Origin of the sequence: Nitrospirillum viridazoti CBAmc, assembly GCF_000730165.1 — a bacterium.
Lineage (GTDB): Bacteria > Pseudomonadota > Alphaproteobacteria > Azospirillales > Azospirillaceae > Nitrospirillum > Nitrospirillum viridazoti.
In genome coordinates this window covers 1,130,813-1,152,657 of the sequence record NZ_CP022111.1, presented here as the reverse complement: position 1 = coordinate 1,152,657, position 21,845 = coordinate 1,130,813, and the positions used below count along the sequence as shown (strand labels likewise).

Here is a 21,845-nt window from a genome sequence, read left to right as displayed (position 1 = left end):
AATCGGATCAAGGCGATTGGCTGAACGGTTGCGTAATTCTAGGCGGAATGGCAATCCAGGGTGTCGGGGTGCAGCCGCTCCAATACACAAGGCCAGTGTATCAGGGATTGCGGTGGATCAATCCCCACCGCCCGCCGCCTGGCGCATGATGCTTGGCGCGTATCGTCCGGAGACAACATTGTTGCCCTAGCGAATCGTGACGTTGATTTCGGGCCGCGGACGCGCAGAATCGGGGCCTTACTGATCAGGATGCCTTATCCCATGTTGTTTCCAGGCGATGAGTCCACCGGCGACGTGCCGGCCCCACCGGGTTCGGGCACCTTCGCCGTGGAGCGTCGCTGGGGGCCGCTGGTGCTGGTGGTCGCCCTGGCCAGCCTGTCGTTCGCCGGCCTGTTCGCCGCCGGCCTCGGCCGGGAATCGGGCATGGGCATGCCCATAGTCATGGGGCTGGGCGCCCTGGGCATCGTCGCCGGCCTGACGCTGGCGGCTTTGGTGCATGGCCGTGTGCGCCGGCATGAGACCCTGCGCAGCCTGGTACGCCAGCGCACGTGGGAGCTGGAGCAGGCGCGCACCCTGGCGGAGGAGCAGGCGGCTGCCCTGGCGCTCAGCAACCGCGACCTGCGCGTGGCCGCCCGCGTGATCGAGCACAGCGTCGACGGCATCATGGTGACCGACGCCGACAATCGCATCGTGCTGGTGAACCGCGCCTTCACCGACATTTCCGGCTACAGCGCCGCCGAGGTGCTAGGCCAGGATCCGCGCCTGCTGAATTCTGGCCGCCAGGGCCCGGAATTCTATCGCGTGATGTGGCGGGCGCTGCGGGATGAGGGCGCCTGGGCGGGGGAGATCTGGAATCGCCGCAAGGACGGCATCGTCTATCCGGAATGGCTGCGCATCACCCTGCTGCGGGATGAGGACGGCGCCATCAGCCACCACATCGCCGTCTTCAGCGACCTGACCGCCAAGAAGGAGGCGGAGGAGCGCAACCGCCACCTGGCCTTCCACGACGCGCTGACGGGCCTGGCCAATCGCGCGCTGCTGATCGGCCGGGTGCGCCTGGCCCTGGCCAATGCCAAGCGGACGGGGGAGCCGGTGGCCCTGCTGCTGCTGGATCTCGATCATTTCAAGCTGCTGAACGATACCCGCGGCCATCCCACCGGCGATGCCGCCATCGTCGCGGCGGGGGAGCGCATCCGCCGCACGGTGCGGCCGGGCGACACCGTGGCCCGCCTGGGCGGGGACGAGTTCGCCGTGATTCTGACCGGCGCCTCCCTGGCCGGCCCGGCGCTCACCGGCGCCGATAAGCGCGAGGAGGCGCTGGCCGCCGTGGCCCAGGTGGCGGAGCGGCTGGTGACCGCCTTCCAGCACCCTCTGGCGCTGGAAGGGACGGGCGGGGGCGAGGTGCGCCTGGCCTGCTCCGTCGGCGTGGCCGTGGCCCCCGGCGATGGCGACACATGGGAGGCGCTGCTGCGTCATGCCGACGTGGCGCTCTATGCCGCCAAGCATGCCGGCCGCGACCGCTTTCATTTCTTCACGCCGGAGATCGGCGACCGGGTGCGCGACCGCACCTGGATCGAGGAGGGCTTGCGCGTCGGCCTGGGCGTGGCCACGGGTGCCGGGGGCGACGGCGTGGTGGACGGCTTCACCCTGGCCTACCAGCCGCAATACCGCCCGGCCGCCACCGGCGTGGGGGGCACCCTGATGGGGGCGGAGGCGCTGGTGCGCTGGAACCATCCGGAGGATCTCAGCCCCGTCTCGCCCGCCCGCTTCATCCCGGTGGCGGAGGAGACGGGCCTGATCGTGCCGCTGGGCGACTGGGTGTTCCGCACCGCCTGCCGCACGGCGCGCAAGGTGCGCGAACGGGGCGTGGCAGGCTTCAAGATGGCGGTCAACCTCTCGGCGGTGCAACTGCGCGACAAGGGCTGCGGCGACCGCCTGCTGCAGATCCTGACGGAGGAGGGCTGCACCCCCGGTGACATCGCGCTGGAGATCACGGAAAGCGCCCTGATGGGCGATGCCGAGGGCAACCTCCAGGCGGTGCACGACCTCCGCGCCAACGGCTTCCGCTTCGCCATCGACGACTTCGGCACGGGCTATTCCTCGCTGGCCTACTTGCGCAAGTTCGCGGCCGCCTATGTGAAGATCGACAAGTCCTTCGTCGATGGCCTGCCGGACGACGACGCCAGCCGCCAGATCGTAGCCGCCGTCATCGCCATGGCCCACCACCTGGGCCTGGAAACCATCGCCGAAGGCATCGAGACCGAGGCGCAACTGGATTGCCTGCGCGAGCTGGGCTGCGACATCATCCAGGGCTACTTGCTGGGCCGCCCCATGCCGGAGGCGCAGCTTATGGCCCTGCTGGAGCCAGCGGCCGTTCCCGCCTAATTCGCGAGATCCACGCCCGCCTTCCAGTCGGTGGCCGCCTTGTAGATCCCTAAGCGCTTCATCTCATTGGTGAAGCTGTCCCAGCGGGCGGCGGTCATGCGGCCGATGGCGTCGGGAGCCGCTGGGGTGCCCTCCACGATGCCGTCGTCCACCAGGGCCTTGCGGCCATACGCCAGGGTTTCGGTGTCCATGTCGGGGTTGGACTTGCGGATCAGGGCGTCGGCAGGCGCCGCGTCGCCGTGCAGGTAATGGCGCCAGCCTTCCGCCGTGGCGGCAATGAAGGCCTTCACCGCCGCCGGATGGGCCTGGATGTAGGCGTCGTTGAACATCACCAGGCCGCTGTAGCCGTCATAGCCCTGGTCGGCCAGCAGGAAGACCTTCACGTCCGCCCCGGCCTTCTTCGCGGTCAGCGGTTCGCTGGTGGCGTAGCCCTGGGCCGCCGCGGTGGGGGTGGTGAGGAAGGGCGCCAGGTTGCCGGTGTAGCGGCGAATCTGGCTGTCCTCGAACGGGTACTTGCTCTTCAGCCAGCGCCACACGGTGTTGATGCTGGGATCGCCCAGGAAGATCGGGCGGCCCTTCAGATCCGCCAGGCTGGTGGTGTTCCGGGCGTGGGCCATCAGGATGGTGGGATCCTTCTGGAACATGGACGCCACCGCCTTCACCTTGGCGCCCGCCTCCACCAGGTTCAGCACGTAGAAGGCGTTGGAGCCGATGGTGCCGTCGATCTTGCCGGCGGCCAGCAGCTGCTGCGCGCTCATCCCCGGGCCGCCGGGCACGATGGTCACGTCCAGCCCGGCCTTCTGGTACAGGCCCTCGGCCACCGCCTGGAAGTAGCCGCCGTGCTCCGCCTCCGCCTGCCAATCCAGCATGAACACCAGCTTTTCCGCGGCACGGGCCGGCTGGCTCAAGACCGGGGCGGACAGCAGGGCGGCCAGCGCCAGGCCGGCCTTCAGGAAAGCACGGCGGACGGGACGGGCAGGCATGGAGGTTCCCTCATCTTCTGCGGCTGGTTAACGGCTGCAGAGCATACCCACTGTGCCAGGGCGACGGAAGCGGGGCCGGCGGCGATGGATGTTGCGCGCGGGGAAGGCGGACCTATAAGACTCAAAGGAACCGTTTCAGCCCTCAGCCGGAAAGCCGTTCCCGCCCATGCCGTGCCGCCTGCCGTCGCCCTTGGTCGCCATCCTCCATGCCGGTGCCCGGCCATGAGCCGCTGGCTGCTGGTGACGGGCGGGGCCAAGCGCCTGGGGCGCCTGATCGCGCTGACGGCGGCCGGGGCGGGCTGGGATGTGGCCCTGCACTGCAACGCCTCTGTCGACGCCGCGACGGCCACGGCGGAGGAGGTGCGGGCGCTGGGTCGCCAGGCCCTGGTGGTGCGGGCCGACTTGGCCGACCCCGCCCAGGTGGAAACCCTGGTGGCGCGCACGGCCGCCGCCGCCGGCCAGCCGCTGGCGGGCCTGGTCAACTCCGCCTCCCTCTTCGAATGGGATGACGCCGCCAGCCTGACGGCGCAGGGCTTCCTGACCCACCAGACGGTCAACACCCTGGCGCCGGTGCTGCTGACCCGCGCCCTGCATCAGGGGCTGGCCCAAGGGGATGGGGCGGGGCAGCGGGGCGCGGTGGTCAACATCCTGGACTTCAAGCTGGCCAACCCCAACCCGGACCACCTGTCCTACACCCTGTCCAAGTACGCCCTGGCCGGCGCCTCGCGCCTGCTGGCCCGGTCCTTGGCGCCCACCGTGCGGGTCAACACCGTCTCCCCCGGCTATGTCCTGCCGGCCCCCGGCCAGGACGAGGCGGAGTTCCAGCGCCTGAGCCGCCGCAACCCCCTGGACCGCGCGCCCGACGCGCAGCAGGTGGCGGACGCGGTGGTCTTCCTGCTGAACCATGACACCATCACCGACCAGGACATCGCGGTCGACTGCGGCCTGCGCTTCCTGAACCTGGCGCGCGACGTGGGCATGGCCTGAGGGCCACCGACTGCTGAGCCGGTATGTCTGGGGGGCCAATATGTTTGGAGAAGGGGAACGGATGGTGGGCGCGGTAGGGATTGAACCTACGACCCCCGCCGTGTGAAGGCGATGCTCTCCCGCTGAGCTACGCGCCCATCCGTCCGGGCTGTGCCAGCCTCCGCTGGCGGCAACATGATCTAAGGCATTGATCATGTTGGTTTCGACGAATGGTGGGCGCGGTAGGGATTGAACCTACGACCCCCGCCGTGTGAAGGCGATGCTCTCCCGCTGAGCTACGCGCCCATCCGTCGTGGGGGCGGTTTGTAGAGGGACGGGGGGCCTGTGTCAATATGCTTGTTCGGGGCGGATGATAAATCCATTCTGGGGCCCGGCCGCCGCTCCGCCGGGCTGGCGGCGTTGGTTTCCGAGGGAAGGGATGGGTATGCGCGTCGCCTTGTGCCTGAGCGGCCAGCCGCGGACCTGGCGTCATTGCATCGACAGCCTGCGCCGCTTGGTGGCGGGCCATGAGGTGACCACCTTCCTGCATCTGTGGGACGAGGTGCCGGAGGCCGAACGGGCGGAGATGCTGGCCGCCTACCAGCCCGCCGCCCATCTGGTGACGGCGCGCCCCCCCTTCGCGGCGGAGAAGCGGCGCATGGCGGAGCGGTGGCACTACCGCCCGCCCTTTTCCATCTTCGACATGTTCCACGCGGTGCAGCTCTGCCTGAACCTGGCGCTGGGGCACAAGGGCCCGGACGGCAAGGCGGCGCCTTTCGACGCCATCGTGCGCGTACGCTACGACAGCCGCTTCGACGACACGCTGCCCGAGGACTGGTTCCGTACGCCGGGGCTGATCACGCCGGACAGCTGGACGCCGGGGGATGGCTACAACGACCAGTTCGCCTTTGGTCGCCCCGCCTTCATGCGCCTTTACGCCGCCTTCGCGACTTGGCTGCCCCGGGGGCTGGAGGGGCATGACCGGGCGGTGTTCCAGCCAGAGGCGGCGCTGAGGCAGTATCTGGACAAGGTGGCCATGGTGCCGGTGCGCCAGGCGGCCCTGCGCGTCACCCTGTTGCGCGAGGGCCAGGAGGACCTGCCCTTCGACAAGCTGACCGATCTGCCCATGATCCACGCCCGGAAGGCGGCGGCATGGAAGCAGTACGCGGAGGCCGGCTTGCCGGCCGACCTGGTGGGGAAGCTGGACTTCTCCCACTACGCCGAGGCGCCGCTGGTGGTGGACCAGCAGCTGTCGGATCTGCTGGAGCCTATGGACGAGGCGGCGCGCCACGCCCTGCTGCGGGCCCCCTGGGCGGAGCGCATCCTGGCGGTGGACGCCTTCCTGGCCGGCCTGGTTTCCCAGCGTTCCGGCAACGGCACCCTGACGGGGGAGGAGTATGAGCGGCTGCGCCTGCTGAGTGCCGGCCTGATCTTCCGCATGCCGCCGGAGAGCACGATGGACGCGGACAGCGCCATCCTGCACGTCCTGTCCTGCAACGTGGTGGATGCCACCCGGGTGGCCGATTGGCTGAAGGTGGTGGGCGACCCGGGGCGGGAGGCCCTTCAGCGGCGGCTGGGCCGCCTGACCATTCTGGCGGCGGCCATCGCCCATGCAGACCCCTTCGAGCAGGACTTCCGCCTGGGCTGGCGCCTGAACTGACCTTCAGGCCACCGGTTCCAGCGTGCGCAGGGCCGCCAGGGCGTCGGGCGTGTCCACGTCCAGGTGCACGCCGCCGTCGGACGGCACCTCCACCACCCGGTCGGCATGGATGGCCAGCAGGCTACGCGCACCCTGATCACCGGTGATGCTGGCCATGGCGGGGACCAGGTCGGCCGGCCACAGCACCGGGTTGCCCCGGCGTCCCTCCGCCACTGGCACGACGATGGCCCGGCCTGCCGCCGCCGTGAAACGGGCCAGCAGGCGGCGGTGCGTATCCGCCGTGACGCGCGGCATGTCGCCCAGGCAGACCAGCACGCCCGTGCCGCCGGCCACGCCCGCTAGCCCGGCCTTGAGCGAGGCGCTGAGACCCTGGGCATGGTCCACCGCCTCGATGAAGCGCACGTCCAGCCCGCGCAGGGCAGCGCGCACCTCCGTGGCCTGGTGGCCCAGCACCACGGTCACGCGGCCCGGGTTGGCGGCCAGCGCCGCCATCACCGCGTGGCGCACCAGGGGTTGGCCGGCATAGTCGGCCAGCAGCTTATTGGCGCCCATGCGCCGGGCCGATCCGGCCGCCAGCACCAGCGTGGTGACGGGAAACTCCGCCGCCGCCGGGACAGCGCGTTGACGAGGCATGGGGCGGCTGGGGATGTCGGTCAGCAGGCCGCCCACCCCCATGCCCATGATATCGGCGGGCGTGACCTCCAGCCCGGCGGCGACGCGTTGCAGGATCCAGTCGAACCCGTTGATGCGGGGCGACCGGGCGCAGCCCGGCAGGCCCAGCACCGGCACATCGCCCAACCGCGCCAGCAGCATGAGGTTGCCCGGATCCACCGGCATGCCGAAGTGCAGCACCGCGCCACCCGCCTGGCCGATGCCCGTGGGCAGCACGTCGCGCCGGTCGGTGATGGCCGAGGCGCCGATGACCAGCAGCAGATCCAGGTTCAGGGACGACAAGTCCGCCAGCGCCCCGGCCACGGCCGCGGCGTCATGGGCCAGGCGGCGCTCCGCCACCAGGGTGCCGCCCACCTGGGCCAGGCGCGCCTCGGTGACGGCCACTGTCTTGTCCAGGGTGACCGCCTTCAGGCCCGGCAGGCGGGTCTGCACCAGGCCGGCACGGATGCCGCGCCACGGGGCTAGGCGCAGGGCCGGCACCTCGCTCCTGGCCGCCTGTTCCACGCGGGTCGCCAGACCCTCGGGAATGGCGAAGGGAATGATCTTGATGGTGGCGGCCATGGCGCCTGGCGCCAGGGGGGCGAACGCCGCTGCGGTGGCGACGGTCACCGCCTCGTCCATCTGGTTCAGGCGGTTCAGGCGGGCGGCATCGACGAGCAGCAAGCCGCCGGCCTCCGCCATCACGTTCACCCGGCCGGTGGTGGCGGGCGTCAGGGCCAGGCCTGGCCCCGTGATGGCCTGAGCCACACGGCTCGCGGCGGCATCCTCCCCGACATCGTCGGGATCCAGCCGCACGGCAACCACCTCCATCACGCCAGCGGCAGCGAGATCGGCCAGGTCGGCGGCCGTGAGCCGGCGGCCCTTGGGGTAGCGCAGCGCGCCAGCCTTCAGGCTGTGGGCCAAAACGGCCCCCGCGGCATCGGCGACGGGCAGGGGGCCGAAGCGCATGGCGTCAGCGTCCCGGGGCCTGGGCCGCCTGGCATTGGCGCCGGGCGGTCTTGGCGCCGCGCAGGGCCAGGGTCATTTCGGCCAGGATGGCCACGGCGATCTCCGCCGGGGTCAGGGCGCCGATGTCCAGACCGACCGGGCCGTGGATGCGCTCCAGTGCGGTGGGGCCGAAATCGGCCATGCGTTCCAGGCGGCGCTGATGGGTCTTGCGGCTGCCCAGGGCGCCGATGAAAAAGGCGTCGCTTTCCAGGGCCGCGCGCAGGCCCGGCTCATCCAGCTTGGCGTCATGGGTCAGGGTGACGACGGCGGTGCGCCGGTCGGGCGCCAGCGCAGCCACGGCGTCGTCCGGCCATTCGCGCACCAGGGTGACGCCGTCGCCCGTGGGGAAGCGGGCGGCGCTGGCGAAGGCGGCGCGCGGATCGACCACAATCACCTCATAACCCGCCAGCCGGGCCATGGGGGTCAGCGCCTGGGCGATATGCACGGCGCCCACCAGGATCAGCCGCAGGGGCGGGTTCCACACCTGGGCGAACCATTCCCCCTCGACCTCCTCCGGCGCGATCAGGACGGACCGGTCCTGGGCCAGGGCCTCCAGCACCTGGGCACGCACGGCCTCGGGCAACGCGGTCTCGCCCTGCTGCCGCTCCGCGTCCACCAGGGTCTGCTGCCCGGTGGCGAGGTCGGTGACCAGGGCCGCCGGCCGCTTGGCGTCGGCCGCCGCCAGCAGGGCCGACAGCAGCCGCCGGCGCGAGGCGCCGTGGCCCGGGCCCATGGGGGCCACATAGATGCGCACGGTGCCGCCGCAGGCCAGCCCCACCTCCCACGCCCGTTCATCGGGCACGCCGAAGGTCAGCAGCCGCGGCTCCCCATCCTCCAGGGCGCGCAAGGCCTCTTCCACCACTGCCCCCTCGACGCAGCCGCCGGAGACGGAGCCGATCATGCCACCCCGGGCGTCCACGGCCAGCTTGCTGCCCACGGGACGGGGAGAGGATCCCCAGGTGGCGATGACCGTGGCGATGGCCGCCGCCTGGCCCTGGGCCAGCCAGCCCTCCACCGTGCGCAGGATGGAAAGCTCGTCCACCGGCGCGCTAACCCGCATGGTGTCCTGCGACGCATCCGGGGATGGAGGGGGGACGGAGGAATCGAGGGTCATGGATATACCGACGCGGTTTTGGGTGGGCGCCCAGGCCCCTTCCCAAATAGGGCGCGGGGTCGTGGATTGCCAGCCTGTGGGGCTGACAGTGGGAGTGTCGCCTGGGTGATGCCGGCTTAGCGGATCAGCACGATCAGCAACAGCAGGACCAGCACCAGAAGGGGGATCCAGATCATGGGCCGAAGGCCGGCGTGGGCGACTGGGTGGGCCATCGTCGGGGCGGGCTGCGCGGTATCCGCCGGGGGCTCGGGCGCCGCAGGCTCCGGCGGGAGGGAGATGCCGGCGGAACCCAGGGCTTCGGCCTCCGTCGGCCGCACCTGGTGCTCGATGGCGCGGGCGTGGGTCTCCGGTTCCAGCGGCAAGGTGGCGGGCTCAGGCGTTTGCGCCGCCAGCCCGTCGCGCGCGGCGCCATCCTGGGCCGCTGCGACCAGGGTCGGTGCCATGGCCTCAGTCAGGGGGGCCAACTCCACCAGGGGAATGGATTCGGCGGGCGCGGGCTGGTTGGCGGCCGGTGTTTCGGCGGGCGCCGGCTCCGCCTTGGGCTTGCGGGCGCGCCTGGGCGCCGCTTCAGGTCCGGTCGCCGGCCCGGCCGCGGGGACCTCGACCGCCTTCTTGGTGCGGGTGCGCTTGGGCTTGGCGTCCGCCGGCGTCTCCTCCGGCACCGCCTCGGCGATGGCGGCGGCGTCCACGGCGGGTTCGGCCAGGGCCACATCGGCCACCAGCGCGGGGTTGGTGGTGGCGGCCGTGGCCAGCAGGCTTGTCAGGTGGGCGAAAAAGGCGCGGGTGTCCGCTTCGGCGTCCGCATCGACGGCGGCGTTGAAGATCAACCGGGTCTGCCCGTCCCCCGTGTCAACCAGGCGGACGGCGGCCTGCTGGCCGTCGCCGTGCAGGACGCATCCATGCGGCGGGTCCAGGTCGGACAGGGTGATGGTGCTGTCGTAACCCGGCGGCACGCTCTGCCGCAGCACCTCGGCGTCGTTCAACGCCACCCACACCAGATCCTGCGGGGCCGCGACCAAATATTCGCCGGTAATGTCCATCCTGGACGTCCTTGTTCTGCCGTTTCCCGCGACCGTACTGGGCACCGGCCACCGGGGCAAGCCCCCGTCCGGTGCGGCGCAGCCCCTTGATGGAAAATGGCTATCATCATCGTTAGCGCCAATCCGCGTGGTTCCAACCTTCAGCCGATGCGACGGGTTCCCTGAGGGCCGTGACCCGGTCGCGGTGCGGCGGGGAACGCCATCTATGTTCCCCCAATGGACTTAGGCGTCGCTTGGTCCGCCTCCTGAAAAAGGATGAGGATGACTTCTGCGCCAAGGCCGATGTCTTTGGTGAAAGCCAGTAACCGTGCAGGCGGTGTTGACGGATTTTGGCCGCAATCATCGCCCTCTACTAACGATGGAATGGCCTTCTCTTGAGGGCATGCCCGATTCGCTGTACCGTGGAGGCATCATGATCGTCGCGCCCTTGCCCGTTCTGGATCTTGCACCCGCCCAGCCGCCGGCGGCGACCCTGCATGTCGACCGCGTGGGCGCGGTGCAGGAGCGGGAGGCGCGGCAGCGTGACCGGCGCCGTCGTCAGCCCCCGGAGGAGGGCGCGCGTCACGGCCGCTCCCTGTTTGACGATATCGTGGATGAGGTGGACCCCACCGGCGCGCTGGAACCGGACCATGAGGAACGCCTGCGCCAGAACCTGCGGGGGCTGGTGCGCAGCGGGGCACCGGTGGCATCGCCGGCCGCCGGCCGGGAGCTGGACCATGTGGTGGACCATCTGGCGCCCCAGCATGCCCACCTCAGCGACGCGGAACGGCTGGAGAATGCCCGCCTGGCCGATGCCCTGCGGCAATGCCTGGCGGTGCACAGCGACGGCGCCCGCAAGATTTCCACCTATCTGCAGGCCCTGATGGCCCAGAATGGTGAGATCCACCATGTGGAGCTCACCGTCTGAGCGGCGTTGTCAGCTTGCCTGCCGCCCACCCAGGCGCAGCAACGCCTCGCGCCGCTGCTCTTGATGGCGGCTGACGGTGCGGACCGCCAGCAGGTCGCGCCGTGCCACCAGCCCCACCAGCCGGTTGCTGTCGCGTGACAGCACCGGCAGGCGGCCGTGGTCGGTGGCGGCCATGCGGTCGGCCACACGGCCAACCAGCTCGTCATCATAGGCTACGGCCACCGAGCCGCCGGCACATTGGTCGCCCAGGGTCCAGCCGTCATCCGTTGCCTCCTCCGTGGCCCAGCGCAAGGCATCGGTCCGCGACGCCATGCCCAGCACCTGGCCGTTGGCGTCCACCACGGGATAGCTGCGGTGCTTGGCTTTGGGACCGTCGGCGGCCTGGTCCACGCCGCTGAAGAAGGCCAGCGCCTCCGCCAGCGGCATGCCGGCCGGCAGGGTGTCCACCGGCTGGGCCATCACCTGGGCCACGCGCATGGTCTCGAACGGGTCGACCGCGTATTCGCGCACGATGTGATGGCCGCGCCGCGCCACCTTCTCGGTCAGGATGGAACGCTTGAGCAGCAGCACGGTGGTGCCATGCGACAGGGCGCAGGCGATGGCCAACGGCAGCAGCGCCCCCACGTCGTGCGACAGCTCCAGCGCGAAGATCATCGCCGTCAGGGGCGCCCGCATGGTGCCGCCCATCATCGCCGCCATGCCGACCAGGGCCCACTCGCCGGTCGTACCCACGGGGACGGCGCCGGCGAACAGGACACCCAGCGCGCCGCCCATCATCAGCAGGGGCGCCAGCACGCCGCCCGACGTGCCGGAGCCCAGGGCCACGGCCCAGATCAGCGCCTTCACCGCCACCAGCAGCAGGGCGGAGGCGGGCGGTATCTCGCCGTGCAGCAATCCTGAGATGTTGTCGTAGCCCACGCCCAGGGCGCGGGGGTCGACCAGGCCGCCCAGCCCGATGACCGCGCCGCCGATCATGGGCCACCACATCCAATGCAGGGGCAGGCGGCCGAACAGATCCTCGAAGCCATAGACCAGGCTGGTCAGCACGCCGGATCCCAGGCCGGCCAGCACGCCCAGCAGGGCGCACAGGGCCAGGCCCGCCGCCGGCAGCGGGGCGCTGTCGGCCAGGGGGAACAGCGGGCCGGCGCCCAGCAGGGCCGGGCGGCAGGCGGCGGCCACGGCGGCGGCGATGGCCACAGGGATGAAGCTGCGCGGCTTCCATTCAAACAGCAGCAGTTCCACGGCCAGCAGCATGGCGGCCACCGGCGTGCCGAAGGTGGCGCTCATGCCCGCGGCGGCGCCGGCCACCAGCAGCGTCTTACGCTCCGCGTCCGTCAGGTGGAAGAACTGCGCGAAAAGGGAACCGATGGCCCCGCCCGTCATGATGATGGGGCCTTCCGCGCCGAAGGGGCCGCCGCTACCGATGGAAATGGCGGACGACAGGGGTTTCAGCAGCGCCACCTTGGGCTGGATGCGGCTGCGCCCCACCAGGATGGCCTCCATCGCCTCCGGAATGCCGTGGCCGCGGATCTTCTCGCTGCCATAGCGTGCCATCAGGCCGATGATCAGGCAGCCGACGACGGGCACCAGGGGCATGAAGGGCCCCCAAGGCCCCTGGGAGATGCTGTCGCCGATATGCGCTGGGGCGGCGCTGACGCGGCCGAAATAGAATAGGTTGGTGGCCAGGTCGATCAGGCGCAGCAGCACCCAGGCGGCGCCGGCGCCGGCGGCACCCACCACCACCGCCATGGCCATCAGCATCAGCAGCCGCCGGTCCGCGCTGAAATCACCCAGCACATGGTCTTGTGCCATCCGGGACGCCATCTGGGACGCCGTCATGGGCCGGCCCGCGCCGCCCGTCACCACATCATTCGCCATCGCATCAGCAACCGTTGGAAAGGAGGGGGCCGATCCCTGCCGGCCGCGGCCTTAATATATCGTAGTACGATATTTATGAAGAGGCCTTCCCTCAGCCCTGCCTTGCGTTCCGGGTCCAGGGGCGCTCTCTTGGTGTGTCACGGTTTGTAAGGAGTAACCGCCCCATGTCCACCCCGCCCCCCGCGCCCGAGCGGGTGGATCCGCTGGAGAAGGCGGATTACGAGCTGCTGGCGGAGTTCCGCCACGTGTTGCGCCGTTTCCTGTCGTTCAGCGAGGACGCAGCCGCCGTCGCCGGCCTGACGGCGCAGCAGCACCAGGCGCTGCTGGCCATCAAGGGGTATCCTGGCCGCGACCATGTCACGGTCGGGGAATTGGCGGAGCGGTTATGCGTGCGCCCGCACAGTGCCGTGGGCCTGATCGACCGGCTGGAGGGCAACGGCTGGGTGCGTCGCGCCCCGGGGCCGGAGGACCGGCGCCAGGTGGTCATCAGCTTGACCCCGGCGGCGGAGGAACTGCTGGCCGGCCTGTCGCGGGTGCACCGGGACGAGATCCGACGCCTCTCGCCCTTGCTGCGCACCCTGTTCGACCGGCTGGAGGGGTAGGGCTCCCGCCTCACGTGGCACGGGTCAGGGTAATGGCGTGTTCCGGGCAGGCGCTGACACACAGGCCGCAGGCGCGGCACTGGTCCGCCCGCACGGCGAAGGCTTGGCGGTAGCCGTGGAAGAAGCCCTTCACCCGGCCGCTCAGGCTGAGTTCCCCCCGCTCCGCTGCCGGCAGCACACCGATCTCGAACACGTCATAGGGGCAGACGCGCACGCAATCGTCCTTGCCCTCGCAGCGGTTGCGGTCGATGCGCGGGACGATGACGCCAGGGGCCTGCTTGCAGGACGCGTTGTCGGCCAAGGTATTCCTCCGTGACTACGAGTGATCGCTCGCGTCAGTGTACGGGGCCGTCCCATGCCCGGAAATTCGCGTCCCTGACGTGCCCCGCCGGGGCACCCGAGCCTAAGGAAACAGCCGCGCCAAGCCTGGTCGCACGCCTGGGTGGACGCGGCCCCGGATGGGACCGCTCGCGTTCGGGTACGGGAATGGCGACGCGGGCTTCGCCTTTGATAGCAATACATCAGGATATCTATGCCAAGGGTGGGGTGGCACCCACCATAACCCTGTAGTCCCGCAAGAAGGGCCCGGCCTGTGCCGGCGCCGGCGGGATAGGGGGAGGGGTCTGGTGTCTGGCATCCTGAAATCCGTACGCATCGCCGTTCTGCTGAACGCCGTGCTGGGTATCCTGTTGGCCGTGCTGGTGGTGGTGCTGGGAATCGCCACGGCAGGCGCTTATGCCGACCATCGCCGGGCGGCGCGCACGGCCCGCATGGGCGATGCTGTGGGCGACGTTTTCCGCGCCCTGCAGAACACCCGGCTGGAACGGGGCGCCTTCAAGCGCCTGATCCCGGATAAGACCACGGCCTCGCCCGCGGCCCTGGCCGAGGTGGCGGGCCTGCGGGCCAAGTCGAACCCGGCCATGGACAAGGTGCTGGCGGAGTGCGCGGATCTGGATTGCGGCGCCGGGGCCGGCGTGGCCGACCTGATGGCCGCGCGCCAGACCCTGAACGACGTGCGCGCCGTCGCGGACAAGGCGGTCCTGCAGCCGCAGGACCAGCGCCCCGCCGACCTGTTCAAGACCTGGAACGCGTCCAGCGATGGCCTGGTCGCCAAGCTGGAGGCGGTGGGCACCAACCTGGGCGCCCGCATCAGCCGGGAAAGCCCGGCCTTCGCCAGCCTGATCGCGTTGAAGGATGCCTCTTACGTCACCCGCGACGCGGCGGGGCTGGAGCGCAACATCCTGATGTTCGTGTTGCAGGGGCAGACCTACACCCCGGCCATGCAGGCCCAATCCGCCGGTCTGCGCGGCCAGCTGGAGGCCGGCTGGCGCCTGACCAAGGCGCTGAGCCTGCGCGAGGACGTGCCCGATGGCGTGCGCCAGGCCATGACGGCGGCCGAGGCGGCCTATTTCAAGGAGGTGATGGGGCTGCATGAGCAGATCGAGAAGGCGGTGCTGTCCGGCACGCCCTCACCGGTTTCGCTCGACCAGTGGATGGCGCGCAGCAACGCCTCGTTCGAGGTGCTGGCCGCCGTGCCCATGGCGGCACTGGATGCGGCCCGCGACCTGGCGCGGCAGGAGGGCGAGATGGCGCTGCGCCGCCTGATCGTGGATGGCGTGCTGCTGGTGCTGTGCCTGGGCCTGGGGGCTGGTGGCGTGGTCATGGTGGCGCGGCGGGTGACCCGTCCCATGACGGCCATGACCGGCGTCATGCTGCGCGTGGCGCGGGGTGATCTGGAGGCGGAAATTCCCTATGCCGACAACCAGGATGAGATCGGCGACCTGGCCGGCGCCCTGGGCACCTTCCGCGCCAACGCGCTGGAGCGCCAGCGGCTGGAGGACGCGCAGCGGGCGGAACAGGCGGGGCGTGAGCGCCGTGCCCGCGCCGTGGACGTCCTGGTGGGCGAGTTCGACGCCCAGGTGCGTGAAGTCCTGCGATCGGTGGAGGCCTCGTCCCACCAGCTGACGCAGATCGCCGGCGCCCTGGGCGGCATGGCGGACGCCACCTCCTCCCAGGTCGCGGCGGCGGCCGAGGCGGCGGAGCAGACCTCCGGCAATGTGCAGACCGTCTCGGCGGCGGCGGAACAGATGGAAAGCTCCGTCCGCGAGATCGGGCAGCAGGTGGCCCATTCCAGTTCCATGGCGTCCAAGGCGGTGGATGAGGCGGAGCAGACCAACGGCACCGTCGCCAGCCTGGCGGAGGCGGCGCAGCGCATCGGCGACGTGGTCAAGATGATCAACGACATCGCCAGCCAGACCAACCTGCTGGCCTTGAACGCCACCATCGAGGCTGCCCGGGCGGGGGAGGCCGGCAAGGGCTTCGCCGTGGTGGCGCACGAGGTGAAGCAGCTGGCCGGTCAGACGGCCAAGGCCACCGATGAGATCGGCGCCCAGATCAATGCCATCCAGAAGGCGACGGACCAGGCGGTGGGCGCCATCGGCACCATCGGCCATTCCATCCGCAACATGAGCGAGGTGTCGACCGCCATCGCCGCCGCGGTGGAGGAACAGGCGGCCGCGACGGGCGAGATCAGCCGCAACGTTCGCCAGGCGGCCGACGCTACCCGCGACGTTTCACGCAACGTGGCCGACGTCTCGGCCGCGGTGGGGGAGACGGGCCGCACCGTGGCCGACATGCACGGCGCGGCGCAGGGCCTGACCGGCGACGCCGACCGCCTGCGCGACGCGGTGGACCGCTTCCTGGCGGGTATTCGCGCAGCCTAAGGGGACAGGAGCACGCGGGGGTCCGGTCCGTCGGTGTAACGGGCCGCGCCCCCCATTTCCGACACGGCCGCCGCCCACAGGGCCCAGCGGCCACCTCCCGACCCCGTCAGCAGCAGGGACAGCGCCCGCAGGGCGGCGGGCACTCCGGCAACCGCCTGGCGCAGGCTGTCACCGGCGGTGGCGTTGTCGCGCGCCGCCATGTCGGCCCACAGCGCGAACAGCTTCCTGTCGTCACTTTCAGCGCCCCGCCGCAGTACCTTATCCACCAGCCAATGGGCGACGAAGCCGCAGGCGTAGGGCATCCGGTTGCGCGCCACCGTGGCCGGGCTGTCCAACGGGCGGTCGCCCAGGCTGGTGACGCACAAATCCAGCTGTATCTGCACTTCCGCCAGGGTGGGCAGGGCGCCGTGGCGAGTGACCAAGCCGGCGGCGTAGTCGGCCGCCCCCTCGTTCATCCAGTCGGGAAAGTCGGCGGCGTCATGGCGGCGCAGGAACAGGTGGAAGGTCTCGTGCGCCAGTAGGCGGTCCCGCTCAGGCTTCAGTTCCAGGCGGGGCACGCGCCAGACGCCGCCGATCTGCAGCAGCATCATGCCGCCGCCGGTGACGCTGCCCCGCAGGAAGGGGGCCGGCCGGTCCTGGTAGACGATAACGGGGGACACGGCGTCGCGCGGCGCCAAGCGCGCCCGGTAATAGGCCAGCGCGCGCGACAGGCCCGGCCCCACCTCCATCCGCCACGCGGCCGGCAGGTCGGGCCGGGCTATGAGGCGCCCCAGATCCGGCCGCGCGGCGTCGATGGGGGTCACATAATCGGCCGGACCGGCGAAGAAATAGCCACCCAGGGCCTGGCCGCCCTCCGGCAGGGTGGCGGCGGCGCCGTGCTTCAGGCCCGTGCCGATGCCGGTTGAGCGCGCCATCAGGAAAGGACCGTAAACCAGGAAGCCACGATCGCCCAGGCGCAGCAGCACGGGATAGGTGCGGTCGACGAAGCGCCGGTCCTCCCGGATGCGCAGGGTGAAGTCGCTGAAGGCGCGGCCGTCGGTGGCCCGTACCTCCGGACCCCGCATCTCCATCCCCGGCGTCTCGACCCGCCATACGGGATTCTGCCAGGCGACGGGGCCCCGGCCCAGGGACAGGTCGGTGACCGGACTGTCCAGGTGATAGGCGGCCTTAAGCCCGTCGCCCTCGGGGACCAGGGTGATGAAGGCGGCGTTGGGCGCGGCCCCAGCCCGGCCACTGAAAAGCAACGTCAGGGCCAGCAGGGCTAAATAGCAAAATCGAGGTCGGGGCATCGATGGCATCCCGTTCACGCCTGGAGGTGCAGAGCCTTAACCCAAGACGGGAATTTAAGAAATCGAAAGACGGCCTGCACCATTTCTAAAATTTCTCCCCGGCTGATCTGTCCTACACTCCCCTTTACGACATCCCTTCACCCCGATTTCCCATCGCCGGCGGCAGATCCATTGCCGCCGCCCAGCCGGAGGCATGACATGGGCGTGGTATCGTTGAAGCAAGCCGACAACACCCAGGCGAGCAACCTGGTCATCCGCCGCCTGCAGCCCAGCATCGGGGCGGAGATCAGCGGCGTGGACCTCTCCCGTCCCCTGGATGATGCCACCCGCGACGCCATCAAGGCGGCCGTGCTGCGCCATAAGGTGGTGTTCTTCCGCGACCAGGACATCACCCGCGACCAGCAGGTGGCCTTCGCCGCACGCTTCGGCCCCATCTACACCCACCCCACCGCCACCGGGGTGGACAAGAACCCGCAGGTGCACGGCATCACGGCGGCGGACTTCGCCAAGTATGAGCAGGCGCGGGCGGAAGCGGCGGCCAAGGCAGGCAAGCCCCTCGCCGCGCATGAGGACAAGTACCACACCGACACCAGCTGGCGCCTGGTGCCAGCCTGGGGGGCCGTCCTGCGCGGCGTCACCATTCCCGATGTGGGCGGCGACACCATCTGGGTGGATGCGGAGGCCGCCTACAACGGCCTGCCGGAAGACGTGAAGCGCCGGCTGGACGGCCTGCACGTCACCCACGACTTCCGCGAGGCGTTGAACCGCGCGGGCAAGGACTATCCCATCGTCGCGCACCCCGTGGCCCGCCGCCATCCCGAGACGGGCGCCACCATCCTGTGGGTCAACTTCTCGCAAAAGCCGCAGATCCTGGGCGTGGAGCTGGCGGAAAGCCGGGAGCTGCTGGACATCATCCTCGCCCAGTACAAGCGGCCGGAGTACCAGGTGCGCTTCTCCTGGTGGCCCAATTCCGTGGCCTTCTGGGACAACCGCGCCGCCGTGCATTACGCCGTGCGCAACTACGGCGACTTCCCCCGTGTGGTGGAGCGCGTGCTGATCGCCGATCAGGCCCGTTATGCGGACCTTTAAGGGCCTGGTCCTGGCGGCGCTGCTGGCCGCCTTCGCCTTGCCGGCGTCGGCGGCCGAACTGGCGCCCTTGCGGGTGGGCGACCAGCGCGGCGCCGTGCAGGTGCTGCTGAGGGCGGCGGGGGAGCTGGACCACGTGCCCTACCGCATCGAATGGGCGCTGTTCCCCGTAGGCGCGCCGCTGGTGGAGGCGCTGAACGCCGATGCCATCGACTTCGGCTATGTCGGCGACGCCACCACCACCTTCGCCCTGGCCGCCGGTGCCCGCCTGAAGACCATCAATGTCTGGGACTTCGGGCAAGGTGGCAGCGCCATCGTGGTGCCGGACAAGGCGCCCATCCATACGGTCGCCGACCTGCGCGGCCATCGCGTCGGCTTGGTGCGCGGTTCCCCCGGCCATCTGCTGGTGGTGGCGGCGCTGAAGCAGGCGGGCGTGCCCCTGGCCGAGGTCACCTTGGTCTATCTGTCGGCGGCGGACGCCAAGGCGGCGTTGGCCAGCGGCTCCATCGACGCCTGGGCCATCTGGGACCCCTACGTCGCCGCCGCCCAGCTGCAGGACCATATGCGCATCCTGGTCGGCAGCCAGGGCACCGTGCGCGAAGTGGAATGTGGCGTCGCCAGCGACAGCGCCATCGCCACCAAGCGCGCCCAGCTGACCGACTTCATCGCCCGCGTCCGCCGCGCCTATCAGTGGGCGCAGGCCCACCGCAAGGAACAGGCGGAGGCCTATGCCCGGGACACCGGCACGCCCATCGAGGTCGCTACCCTCACCTTTTCCCGCCAGCAGGTCACGGTGCTGCCGGCCGTGACGGACGACGCCGTTGCCGTGCACCAGGCCGTGGCCGACCTGTACTTCGAAGCCGGCGTCATTCCCCGTCCCGTGGACGTGGCACCCACCTACGACCGCAGCTTCTCGCTGAACCCCTAATTGTCACGGAGTCCGATCCCATGAGCGTTGTCACCCTTGTTCCGGCCTTCGCCCAGCGCCGGGAACGCACCCACCACCCGGTCGCCTACCTGCTGCGCCGCCGTTATCGCGATGAGGTCCCCCTGGATACGGAGGCGCTGGGCCCGGACCAGTGGAACGACCTGCTGACCGGCCTGCTGTCGCACAAGTCGGTGCGGGCCTACCGGCCCGACCCGTTGCCCCAGGGCACGCTGGAAACACTGGTGGCGGCGGCTCAGTCGGCCCCCACCTCGTCGAACCTGCAGGCGTGGAGCGTGGTGGCGGTGACCGACGCGGAGCGTAAAAGCCGCTTTGCCGCCTGGGCGGCCAACCAGGCGCATATCGAACAGGCGCCCCTGTTCCTGGTCTGGCTGGCCGACCTGTCGCGCCTGGACACCCTGGCCAAGGCCAAGGTGGGGGAGGCGGCGGGGCTGGACTATCTGGAAACCCTGATCGTGGCCATCACGGATGCCACCCTGGCGGCGCAGAACGCCGTGGTGGCGGCGGAATCGCTGGGCCTGGGCACCGTCTATATCGGGGCCTTGCGCAATGAGACGGAGGCGGTGGCGCGGGAGCTGAACCTGCCGCCCAAGGTGCTGCCTCTGTTCGGCCTGTGCGTGGGCTATGCCGACCCCGCCCGGCCCACGGGCGTCAAGCCTCGCCTGCCGCAGAGCGTGGTGCTGCATCATGAACGCTACGACGCCACCGGGGCCGAAGTTGCCATCGCCGCCTATGACGGCCAAGTGCGCGCCTATTACGCGGAGCAGGGCATCGCGGCCCCGGATTGGAGCGAGACGGTGACGAACCGCGTGCGCGGACCCGCCGCCCTGACCGGGCGTCACCGCCTGCGCCAGACCCTGCTGGACTTCGGCTTCCCCCTGCGTTGAGACCTGCCCCCATGTCGCTTCATCTGGAAACCGATGTCCTGATCATCGGCGGCGGCCTGGCCGGATGCTGGGCCGCCGTGGCCGCCGCGCGGGCCGGCGCCGAGGTCGTGTTGGCCGACAAGGGCTATTGCGGCACCAGCGGCGTCACCGCCACCGCCGGTCCCAATCACTGGTGGGTGCCGCCGGACCCGGAAAAGCGCGCCCAAGCGGTACGCGACCGGGACGCGCGCGCCTTCGGATTGGCCGACCCGCGCTGGATGGCGCGCATCATCGACACCACCTGGCGCGTCCTGCCCACGCTGGCGGACTACTACCGGCATTCCGTCACCGCCGGCGGCGTGCCGCACTACCAGTCCCTGCGCGGGCCGGAGTACCTGCGCGCCCTGCGCCGTTATGCCGAGACCTTGGGCGTGCGCATCCTGGACCACAGCCCGGCCCTGGAACTGCTGCTGCATGTCGATGGCTCCGTCGCCGGCGCGCGCGGGCTCCGCCGCCAAGGGGAGGGCGGGGACTGGACGGTGCGCGCCGCCGGCGTGGTGGTGGCCACCGGCGGCTGCGCCTTCCTGTCCAAGCTGCTGGGCAGCCGCACCAACACCGGCGACGGCCATCTGATGGCGGCGGAGGCGGGCGCCCGGCTGTCTGGCATGGAGTTCTCCACCTACCATACGGTGGCGGAGCGGCATTCCACCCAGACCCGTTCCGCCTCCTACGCCTTTGCCGACTATTTCGACGCCGACGGCCGGCAGATCGACACCGGCGGCAGCCCCGACGTGACGGTGCCGCTCGCCCGCGCCCTGCTGGCAGGCCCGGTCTATGCCACGCTGGCGCGCATGCCGGCGGATCTGCGGGCCATCCTGCCCCAGATCCAGCCCGCCATCCTGCTGCCCTTCCAGCGCCAGGGCATCGACCCCTTCACCCAGCGCTTCCCCATCACCCTGCATGGCGAGGGCACGGTACGCGGCACCGGCGGCCTGCGCCTGGTGGACGATGACTGCCAGACCGACGTGCCCGGCCTCTATGCCGCCGGCGACGCCGCTACGCGTGAGCTGATCGCGGGGGCGACCTCCGGCGGCGGGGCGCAGAATTCCGCCTGGGCGGTGTCGTCGGGCACCTGGTCCGGCCAGGCCGCCGCCCGCCTGGCCCGCGCCCAGGGGCGCCGCGCGCACCAGGGGGTGGAGGCCGCCGGCGGGGCGGGACTGCGCCCCGACGCTGGCGCGCTGAAGGATGCGGCGGCGCTGACCCGCCACCTGACGGACGGCGTGCGGGCGGAGATGCTGCCCTATGACAAGATCCTGTTCCGGCGCGGGCCCGTCCTGGCCCAGTCGCTGGCGACCTTGGACAGCCTATGGCGCGATGCCCGCGACCGCCTGGCGCCTGGTTCCGACCCTACCGCCCGGGTACGGGCGCGCGAGGCGGCGGCCCTGGTCGCCTGCGCCCGTTGGACCACGGCCACGGCCTTGGCGCGGGGGGAGACGCGCGGCCTGCACCGGCGTGAGGATGCGCCCAGCCTCAGTCCCGACCTTGCCCATCGCCTGCTGTCCGGCGGCCTGGACACCGTCTGGGTGCGTGCTGACGACCCCACCCAGCGCAGCCCGGCCCAGCGCAGCCCCACCCAGCGCAGCCCGGCCCAGCGCAGCCCGGCCCAGCGCAGCCCGGCCCAGCGCAGCCCGGCCCAGCGCAGCCCGGCCCAGCGCAGCAACGTGGCCTGAGAGGAACGACC

17 protein-coding genes and 2 tRNA genes are annotated in these 21,845 nt (G+C 70.8%); 10 read left to right on the top strand and 9 right to left on the bottom strand.

Annotation, left to right across the window (positions count from 1 at the left end; translation table 11 throughout):
* Positions 1 to 261 precede the first annotated feature (261 nt).
* Entirely contained in the window at positions 262 to 2,385 is a 2,124-nt protein-coding gene (locus Y958_RS18435) for a putative bifunctional diguanylate cyclase/phosphodiesterase (RefSeq protein ID WP_186291338.1), read from the top strand.
* Here Y958_RS18435 and Y958_RS18430 read toward each other — a convergent pair.
* On the bottom strand, positions 2,382 to 3,368 hold the full coding sequence (locus Y958_RS18430; protein WP_088873417.1) for an ABC transporter substrate-binding protein: 987 nt from the start codon (positions 3,366 to 3,368) through the stop codon (positions 2,382 to 2,384). The genes Y958_RS18435 and Y958_RS18430 overlap by 4 nt on opposite strands.
* 222 nt (positions 3,369 to 3,590) lie before the next feature.
* On the opposite strand from Y958_RS18430, the gene Y958_RS18425 reads away from it, so the two are divergent.
* A complete protein-coding gene (locus tag Y958_RS18425; protein ID WP_088873416.1) occupies positions 3,591 to 4,355 on the top strand; it encodes an SDR family oxidoreductase in 765 nt (254 codons plus the stop codon).
* Positions 4,356 to 4,417: 62 nt separating this feature from the next.
* On the opposite strand, the gene Y958_RS18420 is transcribed toward Y958_RS18425, so the two are convergent.
* Both Y958_RS18420 and Y958_RS18415 read right to left on the bottom strand, forming a co-directional pair.
* Positions 4,418 to 4,492: transfer RNA gene (locus Y958_RS18420), tRNA-Val, on the bottom strand.
* A 73-nt stretch (positions 4,493 to 4,565) separates the two neighbouring features.
* A tRNA-Val gene (locus Y958_RS18415) sits at positions 4,566 to 4,640 on the bottom strand.
* Positions 4,641 to 4,779: 139 nt separating this feature from the next.
* On the opposite strand from Y958_RS18415, the gene Y958_RS18410 reads away from it, so the two are divergent.
* On the top strand, positions 4,780 to 5,994 hold the full coding sequence (locus Y958_RS18410) for a hypothetical protein (RefSeq protein ID WP_088873415.1): 1,215 nt from the start codon (positions 4,780 to 4,782) through the stop codon (positions 5,992 to 5,994).
* A gap of 3 nt (positions 5,995 to 5,997) precedes the next feature.
* Here Y958_RS18410 and Y958_RS18405 read toward each other — a convergent pair whose 3' ends face one another.
* The 3 genes from Y958_RS18405 to Y958_RS18395 all read right to left on the bottom strand — a co-directional run bounded on the left by Y958_RS18405 (position 5,998) and on the right by Y958_RS18395 (position 9,807).
* Positions 5,998 to 7,614 (bottom strand): NTP transferase domain-containing protein, encoded by a 1,617-nt coding sequence (locus Y958_RS18405; RefSeq protein ID WP_088873414.1) that lies wholly within the window; start codon positions 7,612 to 7,614, stop codon positions 5,998 to 6,000.
* 4 nt (positions 7,615 to 7,618) lie between these two features.
* Positions 7,619 to 8,713: an XdhC family protein gene (locus tag Y958_RS32830; protein WP_088873413.1), complete on the bottom strand. Its 1,095-nt coding sequence runs from the start codon at positions 8,711 to 8,713 to the stop codon at positions 7,619 to 7,621.
* A gap of 170 nt (positions 8,714 to 8,883) precedes the next feature.
* Complete coding sequence (locus tag Y958_RS18395; protein ID WP_088873412.1) at positions 8,884 to 9,807, bottom strand: hypothetical protein; 924 nt, start codon at positions 9,805 to 9,807, stop codon at positions 8,884 to 8,886.
* 412 nt (positions 9,808 to 10,219) lie between these two features.
* On the opposite strand from Y958_RS18395, the gene Y958_RS18390 reads away from it, so the two are divergent.
* A complete protein-coding gene (locus tag Y958_RS18390) occupies positions 10,220 to 10,714 on the top strand; it encodes a hypothetical protein (protein ID WP_145727829.1) in 495 nt (164 codons plus the stop codon).
* Positions 10,715 to 10,723: 9 nt separating this feature from the next.
* Here the strand turns inward: Y958_RS18390 and Y958_RS18385 are convergent, their stop codons facing one another.
* Positions 10,724 to 12,526, bottom strand: coding sequence for a chloride channel protein (locus tag Y958_RS18385; RefSeq protein ID WP_211098607.1), 1,803 nt, complete (start codon positions 12,524 to 12,526; stop codon positions 10,724 to 10,726).
* A 230-nt stretch (positions 12,527 to 12,756) separates the two neighbouring features.
* On the opposite strand from Y958_RS18385, the gene Y958_RS18380 reads away from it, so the two are divergent.
* Entirely contained in the window at positions 12,757 to 13,194 is a 438-nt protein-coding gene (locus Y958_RS18380) for a MarR family winged helix-turn-helix transcriptional regulator (RefSeq protein ID WP_088873410.1), read from the top strand.
* A 10-nt stretch (positions 13,195 to 13,204) separates the two neighbouring features.
* Here Y958_RS18380 and Y958_RS18375 read toward each other — a convergent pair whose 3' ends face one another.
* Positions 13,205 to 13,495 (bottom strand): 4Fe-4S dicluster domain-containing protein, encoded by a 291-nt coding sequence (locus tag Y958_RS18375; protein WP_088873409.1) that lies wholly within the window; start codon positions 13,493 to 13,495, stop codon positions 13,205 to 13,207.
* Between the two features lie 325 nt (positions 13,496 to 13,820).
* On the opposite strand from Y958_RS18375, the gene Y958_RS32825 reads away from it, so the two are divergent.
* Complete coding sequence (locus Y958_RS32825; protein ID WP_186291337.1) at positions 13,821 to 15,917, top strand: methyl-accepting chemotaxis protein; 2,097 nt, start codon at positions 13,821 to 13,823, stop codon at positions 15,915 to 15,917.
* Here the strand turns inward: Y958_RS32825 and Y958_RS18365 are convergent.
* The gene (locus Y958_RS18365; protein ID WP_145727830.1) at positions 15,914 to 17,206 is read right to left on the bottom strand and encodes a hypothetical protein; all 1,293 of its coding nucleotides are present in this window, start codon (positions 17,204 to 17,206) and stop codon (positions 15,914 to 15,916) included. The genes Y958_RS32825 and Y958_RS18365 overlap by 4 nt on opposite strands.
* A 198-nt stretch (positions 17,207 to 17,404) precedes the next feature.
* Between Y958_RS18365 and Y958_RS18360 the strand changes: the two genes are divergently transcribed.
* The 4 genes from Y958_RS18360 to Y958_RS18345 are packed head-to-tail and all read left to right on the top strand — an operon-like array spanning position 17,405 to position 21,834.
* The gene (locus Y958_RS18360; RefSeq protein WP_088873406.1) at positions 17,405 to 18,295 is read left to right on the top strand and encodes a TauD/TfdA dioxygenase family protein; all 891 of its coding nucleotides are present in this window, start codon (positions 17,405 to 17,407) and stop codon (positions 18,293 to 18,295) included.
* Complete coding sequence (locus tag Y958_RS18355; RefSeq protein ID WP_088873405.1) at positions 18,282 to 19,220, top strand: ABC transporter substrate-binding protein; 939 nt, start codon at positions 18,282 to 18,284, stop codon at positions 19,218 to 19,220. Before Y958_RS18360 ends, Y958_RS18355 begins: the two co-directional genes overlap by 14 nt.
* Before the next feature lie 20 nt (positions 19,221 to 19,240).
* Entirely contained in the window at positions 19,241 to 20,125 is an 885-nt protein-coding gene (locus Y958_RS18350) for an NADPH-dependent oxidoreductase (protein WP_088873404.1), read from the top strand.
* Positions 20,126 to 20,136: 11 nt separating this feature from the next.
* On the top strand, positions 20,137 to 21,834 hold the full coding sequence (locus Y958_RS18345) for an FAD-dependent oxidoreductase (protein WP_088873403.1): 1,698 nt from the start codon (positions 20,137 to 20,139) through the stop codon (positions 21,832 to 21,834).
* The last annotated feature ends 11 nt before the right edge of the window (positions 21,835 to 21,845 follow it).

What these genes read in the sequence shown, in the direction of transcription:
- Y958_RS18425 (WP_088873416.1), top strand. Translation starts at nt 3,591, where the DNA reads ATGAGCCGCTGGCTGCTGGTGACGGGCGGGGCCAAGCGCCTGGGGCGC.
- Y958_RS18410 (WP_088873415.1), top strand. Translation starts at nt 4,780, where the DNA reads ATGCGCGTCGCCTTGTGCCTGAGCGGCCAGCCGCGGACCTGGCGTCAT.
- Y958_RS18360 (WP_088873406.1), top strand. Translation starts at nt 17,405, where the DNA reads ATGGGCGTGGTATCGTTGAAGCAAGCCGACAACACCCAGGCGAGCAAC.
- Y958_RS18390 (WP_145727829.1), top strand. Translation starts at nt 10,220, where the DNA reads ATGATCGTCGCGCCCTTGCCCGTTCTGGATCTTGCACCCGCCCAGCCG.
- Y958_RS18435 (WP_186291338.1), top strand. Translation starts at nt 262, where the DNA reads ATGTTGTTTCCAGGCGATGAGTCCACCGGCGACGTGCCGGCCCCACCG.
- Y958_RS18365 (WP_145727830.1), bottom strand. Translation starts at nt 17,206, where the DNA reads ATGCCCCGACCTCGATTTTGCTATTTAGCCCTGCTGGCCCTGACGTTG.
- Y958_RS18405 (WP_088873414.1), bottom strand. Translation starts at nt 7,614, where the DNA reads ATGCGCTTCGGCCCCCTGCCCGTCGCCGATGCCGCGGGGGCCGTTTTG.
- Y958_RS18385 (WP_211098607.1), bottom strand. Translation starts at nt 12,526, where the DNA reads ATGGCACAAGACCATGTGCTGGGTGATTTCAGCGCGGACCGGCGGCTG.
- Y958_RS18350 (WP_088873404.1), top strand. Translation starts at nt 19,241, where the DNA reads ATGAGCGTTGTCACCCTTGTTCCGGCCTTCGCCCAGCGCCGGGAACGC.
- Y958_RS18355 (WP_088873405.1), top strand. Translation starts at nt 18,282, where the DNA reads ATGCGGACCTTTAAGGGCCTGGTCCTGGCGGCGCTGCTGGCCGCCTTC.
- Y958_RS18345 (WP_088873403.1), top strand. Translation starts at nt 20,137, where the DNA reads ATGTCGCTTCATCTGGAAACCGATGTCCTGATCATCGGCGGCGGCCTG.
- Y958_RS18380 (WP_088873410.1), top strand. Translation starts at nt 12,757, where the DNA reads ATGTCCACCCCGCCCCCCGCGCCCGAGCGGGTGGATCCGCTGGAGAAG.
- Y958_RS32830 (WP_088873413.1), bottom strand. Translation starts at nt 8,713, where the DNA reads ATGCGGGTTAGCGCGCCGGTGGACGAGCTTTCCATCCTGCGCACGGTG.
- Y958_RS18430 (WP_088873417.1), bottom strand. Translation starts at nt 3,368, where the DNA reads ATGCCTGCCCGTCCCGTCCGCCGTGCTTTCCTGAAGGCCGGCCTGGCG.
- Y958_RS18395 (WP_088873412.1), bottom strand. Translation starts at nt 9,807, where the DNA reads ATGGACATTACCGGCGAATATTTGGTCGCGGCCCCGCAGGATCTGGTG.